Origin of the sequence: Lactiplantibacillus sp. B652 (genome assembly GCF_023806745.1) — a bacterium.
In the GTDB taxonomy this organism is placed as follows: domain Bacteria; phylum Bacillota; class Bacilli; order Lactobacillales; family Lactobacillaceae; genus Lactiplantibacillus; species Lactiplantibacillus pentosus.
Genome location: NZ_JAMSKY010000030.1, coordinates 1 through 7,799 on the forward strand (window position 1 = coordinate 1; position 7,799 = coordinate 7,799).

At 40.0% G+C, this 7,799-nt stretch carries 9 protein-coding genes; 3 read left to right on the forward strand and 6 right to left on the reverse strand.

Annotated elements, in window-relative coordinates; translation table 11 throughout:
- Positions 1-162 (reverse strand): type II toxin-antitoxin system PrlF family antitoxin (locus MZO40_RS16355; protein WP_252133443.1); only part of this gene is annotated, 162 nt, incomplete at its 3' end.
- 77 nt (positions 163-239) lie between these two features.
- Here MZO40_RS16355 and MZO40_RS16360 point away from each other — a divergent pair.
- The gene (locus MZO40_RS16360; protein WP_022638766.1) at positions 240-827 is read left to right on the forward strand and encodes a site-specific integrase; all 588 of its coding nucleotides are present in this window, start codon (positions 240-242) and stop codon (positions 825-827) included.
- A gap of 41 nt (positions 828-868) precedes the next feature.
- On the opposite strand, the gene MZO40_RS16365 is transcribed toward MZO40_RS16360, so the two are convergent.
- Entirely contained in the window at positions 869-1,561 is a 693-nt protein-coding gene (locus MZO40_RS16365) for a MobB (protein WP_252133438.1), read from the reverse strand.
- A complete protein-coding gene (gene mobQ / locus MZO40_RS16370) occupies positions 1,558-2,649 on the reverse strand; it encodes a MobQ family relaxase (protein ID WP_252133439.1) in 1,092 nt (363 codons plus the stop codon). The genes MZO40_RS16365 and mobQ overlap by 4 nt, the downstream gene beginning before the upstream one ends.
- A gap of 440 nt (positions 2,650-3,089) precedes the next feature.
- On the opposite strand from mobQ, the gene MZO40_RS16375 reads away from it, so the two are divergent.
- Together MZO40_RS16375 and MZO40_RS16385 are read left to right on the forward strand one after the other, a co-directional pair.
- Positions 3,090-3,425, forward strand: coding sequence for a hypothetical protein (locus tag MZO40_RS16375; protein ID WP_252133440.1), 336 nt, complete (start codon positions 3,090-3,092; stop codon positions 3,423-3,425).
- Positions 3,426-3,918: 493 nt separating this feature from the next.
- Positions 3,919-4,656, forward strand: a complete 738-nt coding sequence (locus tag MZO40_RS16385) for a helix-turn-helix domain-containing protein (protein ID WP_303635071.1) — start codon at positions 3,919-3,921, stop codon at positions 4,654-4,656.
- Positions 4,657-4,801: 145 nt separating this feature from the next.
- On the opposite strand, the gene MZO40_RS16390 is transcribed toward MZO40_RS16385, so the two are convergent.
- The 3 genes from MZO40_RS16390 to MZO40_RS16400 form a co-directional block, all read right to left on the reverse strand.
- Entirely contained in the window at positions 4,802-5,179 is a 378-nt protein-coding gene (locus MZO40_RS16390; protein WP_003646093.1) for a YxeA family protein, read from the reverse strand.
- Positions 5,180-5,886: 707 nt separating this feature from the next.
- Positions 5,887-6,378 carry a hypothetical protein gene (locus MZO40_RS16395; RefSeq protein ID WP_252133441.1) on the reverse strand — a complete coding sequence of 164 codons (492 nt, stop codon included), beginning with the start codon at positions 6,376-6,378 and terminating at the stop codon, positions 5,887-5,889.
- A gap of 602 nt (positions 6,379-6,980) precedes the next feature.
- Complete coding sequence (locus MZO40_RS16400) at positions 6,981-7,430, reverse strand: hypothetical protein (protein ID WP_252133442.1); 450 nt, start codon at positions 7,428-7,430, stop codon at positions 6,981-6,983.
- Between the last annotated feature and the right edge of the window lie 369 nt (positions 7,431-7,799).

Consider the following 7,799-nt stretch of genomic DNA (forward strand, 5'->3'; position numbering starts at 1 on the left):
AGGTTTACTACGAACAATCATTACTCTACCATTTGGCTCAATCTGCCATTCAATTGTGTCAGTAGACCGAACTTTTAACAGCTCACGTACTGTTTTAGGAATTGTAATCTGATTTTTACTTGTGATCTTCGAGCTAACCTTAGTTACATTACCTGCACTCACAATACCATCTCCTTACTTTTTCCTTACAAAGATAATAACATAACTGCTTTAATATCTCAAGAAAAGGGGCTAAAACTATGCAACAAATCGTCTTACCAATCAAAGATTCAAACGTCCTGACCGAAGTACAAGATACCTTATTACACAATTTTAGAGCTGGTCGTCGTAACTACACGATTTTTCAGGTTGGCAAAGCCACCTTGTTACGGGTAAGTGATGTTATGCGCCTTCGTTGGACCGATGTCTTTAACGAAAATGGAACCGTGCGTCAGAATGCGTTTATACACGACAAAAAAACCGGTAAAGCTAATTTGCTCTACCTAAAACCAATTCAAACTGATCTATTAACTTATCAAGCTTGGTACCAGGAACAAAAACTACACTCAACTTGGTTATTTCCTTCAACTCAACACCCTGATCGACACATTACTGAAAAACAATTTTATAAAATAATGAGTAAGACTGGTGACTTGTTAGGTATTAATTACTTAGGCACGCATACAATGCGTAAGACGGGTGCTTATCGCGTCTACACCCAATCAAATTATAATATTGGGCTCGTCATGAACTTGTTAAACCACTCCAGTGAAGCCATGACACTAACTTATTTAGGCTTAGATCAAGCTAGTACCGAAAATATGTTAGATAAAATTGATTTTGGTTAATCCCCTTAAACTCAATTGAGCAACATTTAAATTCTCCTTTATCAGTACCGGTCATGTCGCCAAAACATGAGCTTTTCTGCGTCCCAGTCCGTCAGCATCTTTACAGCTTCGACCATCCCCCAGAAACTGACAATGATGGCGCCGGCAATCAGCACCATCAGAATCAACCCAAGAATACTCCCGCCGAAAGGGTGTGATCTCGCCAACGTCAGCACAAAATCAGTAAGTCTGTTAAGTCCTAATCCACGCCAAACACCGTCCCAGAGAAGTGCTTTGAACAGTAACAAAATCATGACGGCAAAAAACAGGCTCACGACACCACCGGCAAGGTTCGGTATCAACTCCCGCCAGAACTGTTTTTTCTCTCGGTCTGCTAGTCTTTCCCGTTCGTCATCCAGTTTGGTCTGTGCTTCTTTGACCGCTTTACTACGCCGGTCGATGTCGGCCAGCAACTGCTTCTTGACTCCTTCCACGTCGAGCTGGCTGGCCTGCTCCTGTAGTCGGGCACCTTGCTGTTTCAAAATCTTGTTAACCTGCTCGTTATAGCTCGTTTGGTCGTTCTTTAGTTGCTGGCTGGCCTGTTCCTGTATTTTGGCGGGGTTGACCGCATGGGCCACCTGTCGAGCGACTTCTTGCCGGATAATTACTTGAATAGCGGGGACTTTCGTAAAGTCGATTTCCCCGTTATCGTAAGCTTTCAAAAGCTGTACCAGTGCCTGTTCGTTTTCTGTCATAGTTCTGGCCCTCCTTGTTCATGCGTTCGCTCACGGTATTTATGGGCTTGCCTCTTACTCCTATCCGAGTTGAGCTTCTTCAAGAAATCTCCCGCCACGGATTCTTCCGGCGGTGCCGGCTTAGCCTGTTTCGCCTTGTCAGCATTGAGTTTCTTCAAGAAATTGTCTGCCACGTTCGGCGTGGGTTCCGCTGATCCTGTCTGGGCGAGTTGTTCTACCTGCCGTTTAGCTTCCGCCTTTTCCTGTGCTCGTTTCCTGATGAGCTCGGTTAGCTCGGCAATCTGGCGGAATAGCTTTCTGGCTTCTTCTTGAATTTTGGCAATGGTGGCGCTTAGACCGCTCAACTCACGGTTACCCGCCTTGACGTCAATGTTGGTTTGAACTCGTTCCGAGCGGTCGCCCATCTCACGGGCCACGTGTCCTTCATGGATAGTCGGTATCTGTTCCACACCTTGGCGTTCATAGCTTCGATGGTCAATTTTATTTTCCGGCGCCAAGTACTGGTTACAGCTCTCGGCCCAACTTTTACGCCAAATTTCGGCGTTGCTCCGGTCGTTCCAATCTGTGTAGGATTCGGTGTTACGTTTCCACATTTTCCGACCACGGGCGCCAATCTTCTGCTGACCCGTCTTAGGGTCGATTTGCGGGACTTTAGCCCCGTCCTCGTCTAGTAAGTAGGTACTCTTCTGTTTCGGCGCCCAGGTACCGTTTTTTTTGATTGCCCGGGTCGTCAACATGATATGAGCATGAGGGTTGCCATCTTCTTTATCGTGGATTGACCAGTCAGCACACATGCCACGGTCGACAAAGCTTCGCTGCACGTAGTCGTGTACCAATTTTTTTTGCGTGTCACGGTCAAGCTCCTGTGGTAACGCCACTTCAACCTCACGGGCCAGCTGGGCGTTGGCCTTGGATTCCTTTTCCTGAACGGCATTCCAGAGCACCTCACGGTCGTAATACTCGGCCGGCGCCTGCGAGGGAAGCTGGATTTCGCTATACTCCACACCGTGCTTTTTAGTGAAATCTTTCGTTTCGCCGGTCTCACGGTCTTTAAGCTTACTGCCAGAGCGGTAAGCGGACGAAGCCACGGCCGATTGGCCTTTACTTCGGCTAATGGTTTTCAGTGAGAGATGATAAATCGCCATGACGTTGACCTCCGATTTTGACTTTGACCTTGGTTTTGAATTGGGGTTTGATCCTCACAATCTTGTTCATCATTAGGAGCCTAAAGGCGACTTTTGATGATCAGGATTGTGTGAGATTTTAAAAATTTGATGAGGCGGAAAAAGCCGAAAATCAAATTTTTAAAATCGAATGCCTTTGATTCTGTCCTGCCGGCAAGGCAACCGGCGGTAGCCCCAGCGGAGCGAGCACATGAGCGTAAGCGAAAAATATGTATGCGTAGCGTACATATAAGTGCGCCCTTAGCAGGGGGCAACTAATTCATAAAACCAGTATAGCATTCTTATCCTTTAAACAGTATACTTCACTTGTAGAACATTTAGTAAGTTAAAAAGGAGTTAGGAAAATGCCAGAACCCAATGAAGAGATTAAGAAAACGGAAGCCCGAATTGCTAAACTAGACGAACAGCAAAAACAACTTAAAGCTAAAAAAAGGGTCTTACGTAACCGACTTAGTCAGCAAGCTCGCAAAGCTCGGACCAAACGGCTGATCGAAAAAGGCGCCCTATTAGAAAAATTGCTTGACGACCACGGCGATGCAGCTCAAATCGAAAAGGAGTTACAACAACTGTTAAGCGCTGAAAATCGCTATCAAGAACTAAAACAATTTACTAGCAAGATTAAATATCAAGACCAATCAACTGTGTTTCAGCATTTTGTACAGGAAATCAAAAGTCACTAGTCCTTATACCCGTCTGAAATGAGTTTTAAGCCATTCAAACTCATTATGGCATAATTAGTCATGGGCCGAATTCAAATTTCCTAAAATTGTCCTCTCGGCTAATTTTTATATACTATGCTTATTTACTTAACCTAACCGAATCTGCAACGAATTGAGATTCGGTTTTTATAGCAGCAAGATTTAGCTCTAATACTTGTCGTTGTCAATACTGCCAATAAGTTGACCTAGTCTGATAGGAAAATAGCCAATTTGATTGTTCACAATCAAATTTTAGGAAAGTCCATTTCTTACGCGTAGTGCTAGTTAAATTTAGACAGTTAAAAATCCCGTACTCCCCCTCTTTAATTTTCAAAACGGATTTATTTAAGCCCCCTAAAAACGTGGATATGTTCAGATCATATATTAATTTCACTCAATGCAACCAGCTGGTGCGTGCTTACATATCAACATCCAGATAAAATAAAGTCATAATTTACGAAAGGAGTAAGAAAAGATCACATTCGCTGAAAGCTTAAAAAAATTACGGCACGACAACTCACTGACACAAAGTGAGCTAGCTGAAAAATTATATATTTCGCGTCAATCTATTTCTAAGTGGGAACTAAATAAAAGTTATCCCGATATCGATAAATTAATACTACTCAGTAAAATATTTGATATCAGTATTGACGAGCTCTTGGGTCAAGATAAACTTTTAAGAAAGGATATTATTATGAAAAGCACTCTTTACAGAAAAAGTATCAGCATTTTGAAGTATTTAGGCCTATTAGTGGCAACTATTTTATTGTTTTTAGGACTAAACTTTTGGAGCAATCAGCTTGATGACTTGCATATTCAAGATGTCAAAATCTACAATACATTTTTCGCCATGGAAAATGGAAAACCTACTTTTTACCTATATGGCAAATTAAAGCCCACCTTTGCCAGTTATAGCGGCGGTGCCTTCACTCAGTACAACAACAGCAACGGTGGCAACTACGGTTGGAACACTAGTAAAAACAACGTCTACATCAATGGCCAACAAACCCATAGCCCGTTTGGCTCAAAAGAAGTCGTGTTTCGTATCAAAAGTGATTCTAAAGAGGGGTTAACATTACTAAACCAAAACCTATACCTTACCGACCATCACCATCACAAAATAAAAATATATAATGCCAAAACTAAAACCCAGCCATACAGTATAAACCAGAAAGATACTCAAAAATTCATTAAGCAAAATAAGCTACACTAGTTAACATAATCCCCAAATTAATCAAAGTACCCCTACTAACACCATGTTAGCAGGGGTACTTGTTTTTTACTTTGTGAAATTAAATTGGTCTAGGTAAAACGATCAAATCAAAGCCTATTTTAACAGCATTCTTATTTTAGGAAAGTTAGTGAATTCTAGCCAATGGTGGAACCTGATCACGGCTAACTTTCTTATAATTAGTCACACCAAATTTAGGATTATATGTAATTCTAATGATCTGTCCCTTATGAAATGGCCCTAAATCATCAGCAACCGTGTGAACCTCTAACCGTTGCCGATTCCCATACTTATCTTTAGCAATACCACGATAAACATAGCCGTTCTGTGTAATCCCAACCGGAACTGTTACAGGAAATGATTCACTACTACCATTAACTCGCATGTAGTAATAATCACCACCATACCGATAAATATGCCACCCAATACTTAAAACTGTAACTCCAACTAGGAAAACAACCAAGACACTTTCTATCCAATGATTTTTAATTGCAGACTTACTCAAAAACAAATCCCCCTAAACTCTATAAAAACACTTAAAACTAACTTGACTTTGGTTTCGCCCTTTGCTGTTCAGAACGCTTGAGCCTGAGCGGGATATAGTTTTCCCCTTGTTTTGCGAAGAAGAAAACTTTTTGTTGTTCGTCACGAATCACCGTCACGTAAAAACACTTGTATTGTTACTATTGCGCTTGTAGATTAGCCTAACTAATTTAGCCTATAAAAAAAGCACCCTTTATAGGTGCCAGCAATCATTTATTTTCAGTTGTTTGGATCACTGGCCTTGCGTAATAGCCCTGTACTTTCGTACTGCTTTACCGCCCGCCCCGTGCGTGGGGCATACGTTCGGAAGAAACCTAAATACAAGTATAGGTTAATTCCTAACGGGAGTTTATAGCGGCGGCTCTCGTTTGACCTGTCGACTTGTTTCAGTAGCTTGTTAACCGGCTGTCAGTCCTCGAAAGGTAGAATTAACTTGCTTGGCTAGAATGTTGCCACTCTAGTAACGGGGCTTGGCTCCCCCGTGATCCAGAAAAATTCAACTCTACCTACTTGAAAAATCTTACAATAGTAGGTAAAATGAACACATAAACTTTGATAAGGGTTATGTGTTCCCCCGGTGCCCACCGAGGGAATTTTTTTGTCTATTTAATTTACTTACAAACATAATTATACCCCCCGACTACTTGAATAGTCGAGGGGTATTTTATATTAGCCTCGTTTTAACCAGTCAAAGAAACCCTTTTTAGGCGTTTTATTGTCTTCCACCTTATGATTATCCTCATTCGGTTCTAAACCATCTGTATCGTCCTTATTTGGGCTCTCACTAACCTTTTGTGGGGTGTTATCAGCATTACCATCTAACAATTTCTCATTTTGACGGTTAGTTGCTAAATTCAGTTGTTGCTGTTGATCCAGTAATTGCTGAAACTTGTCTATCTGATTATTTTTAGCCTTAATCTCTGCTTTAGCGTCTTCTAAGTCTGCACGTAATTGCTTCACTAGATCACTTTCATTGTCGGTCTTGGGACTACTTGAAATATTATAATAGCTTTCTATAGCCTCTACAGACTCTTTAGTGAAATTATACTTACCCTTAGCATCTTTCTTAGGCTGCTTATCAGCCGGTATTTCTTTGATTATCTGATAAATACGACCATTTGTAACATTTAATCGTTTAGCAATGCTTGATATAGTCTCCATTAACATTACACTCCTATACTCAACAATTATAAGCCTACATCTAACTAAATAATCATAGTAAAAGGCTATGTATAGTATATTATAGTGGAACGATGCACTAAAGCAAGTCAACGAGGGCTTAGAATACGTCTCTCAACATATAATATAATTCTATCGTGGAGAGTTTTAAGGGTAGTGGCTGTTTTTGCTTGAAAGGTGGTGGTGCATATGCAATATACTGCACCCATACTAGGAAAAGTTTTCAGCCATGTTAGCTTGGTGCTGGTTTGGTCTAGCAGTCGCAAGACTTGCTTACCAAATTTATCGAGACAACAAAACCAAACAAAAAATACTAAGCTTAGTATTTTTTGTTTGTCACCTAAATTTGAGTTTTTTCCAACTTTTAACCAGAATCGTTTTAATCACTCATCCATTTGAACAATAGCCAGTCCTAGTTTACAACAGGTTTCGATTTTACTTCGTTTAGAATAGGTTATACTAGACAAAAAATCAGCTCCTAAAAAATGGGCTTGTGGTAAACACCATTTTAAAGGAAGCTGATATTTTTCCCGAACAGCGTTGGGATTAATTTTACAATCTACCTTCCATAAGTGAAAGTTTTTTCATAACATTCGTCTCCCTAAAAGGTTTTTAAAAGCAATAAAAAACAAACTTGGTATTGAAATGGCGATAAGGAGTCCGCTAACAAAAAAACTAATCATTAAATTAAACCAGTCATTTTGATAATCACTGCGGGCTTGTAAATCTATTCGGTTGCTAACTGGATTTGTTGAATCATGGTACAAATCAGACAGTTTTTTTGTGGCCTTATCTTCCATATGAATTGACCGTGATTGCAGAGACTTCATATGGAAATTGATTTTTTTAATACTGGGCACCGTCTCTAACAGTAATGGGTATGCGATCAGAAAGGAAATAGTCCAATAGACGTTAACAAAACTCCATTTTAGAGGCATACTGCCATCTGGATTAGCCGTCATAAAGTAAAATACTATTATGAAAAATACTAGTCCATGCAAGTAGTCAGAACAGATTCTTTTTAGTAATTTCATTGAGTATTCTCCTAAACTGGTTAGTCGATTGCTTTGAATTATAATCTTTTTTTAATTATAATCAAATAATACTCATTTTCGATAAAAATATCTCAATTTTACTGATGATCAATAGCTACAATCTACCATTTCAATTTAGAAAATATTCCCAGTTCCATCAAAACGGAGCTAAACAAGATAGTGCATGACATCGATGACTAATACTTTAACACCAAACAGAAAGGGGCTATGAATATATAGGGTCCATAATATACAAATCACCCCTCGAAAACATTGAAAGAATAACCCCCAATATCTATAATGTAGATATTGGGGGCTATTTTGTTGCTTTTATAAATAAATAACATCTGCTTTTCAGAAAAATTGTTG

Excerpts from the sequence above, each read along its gene's own strand:
- MZO40_RS16360 (WP_022638766.1), top strand. The coding sequence starts at position 240 with ATGCAACAAATCGTCTTACCAATCAAAGATTCAAACGTCCTGACCGAA.
- MZO40_RS16365 (WP_252133438.1), bottom strand. The coding sequence starts at position 1,561 with ATGACAGAAAACGAACAGGCACTGGTACAGCTTTTGAAAGCTTACGAT.
- MZO40_RS16375 (WP_252133440.1), top strand. The coding sequence starts at position 3,090 with ATGCCAGAACCCAATGAAGAGATTAAGAAAACGGAAGCCCGAATTGCT.
- MZO40_RS16395 (WP_252133441.1), bottom strand. The coding sequence starts at position 6,378 with ATGGAGACTATATCAAGCATTGCTAAACGATTAAATGTTACAAATGGT.
- MZO40_RS16400 (WP_252133442.1), bottom strand. The coding sequence starts at position 7,430 with ATGAAATTACTAAAAAGAATCTGTTCTGACTACTTGCATGGACTAGTA.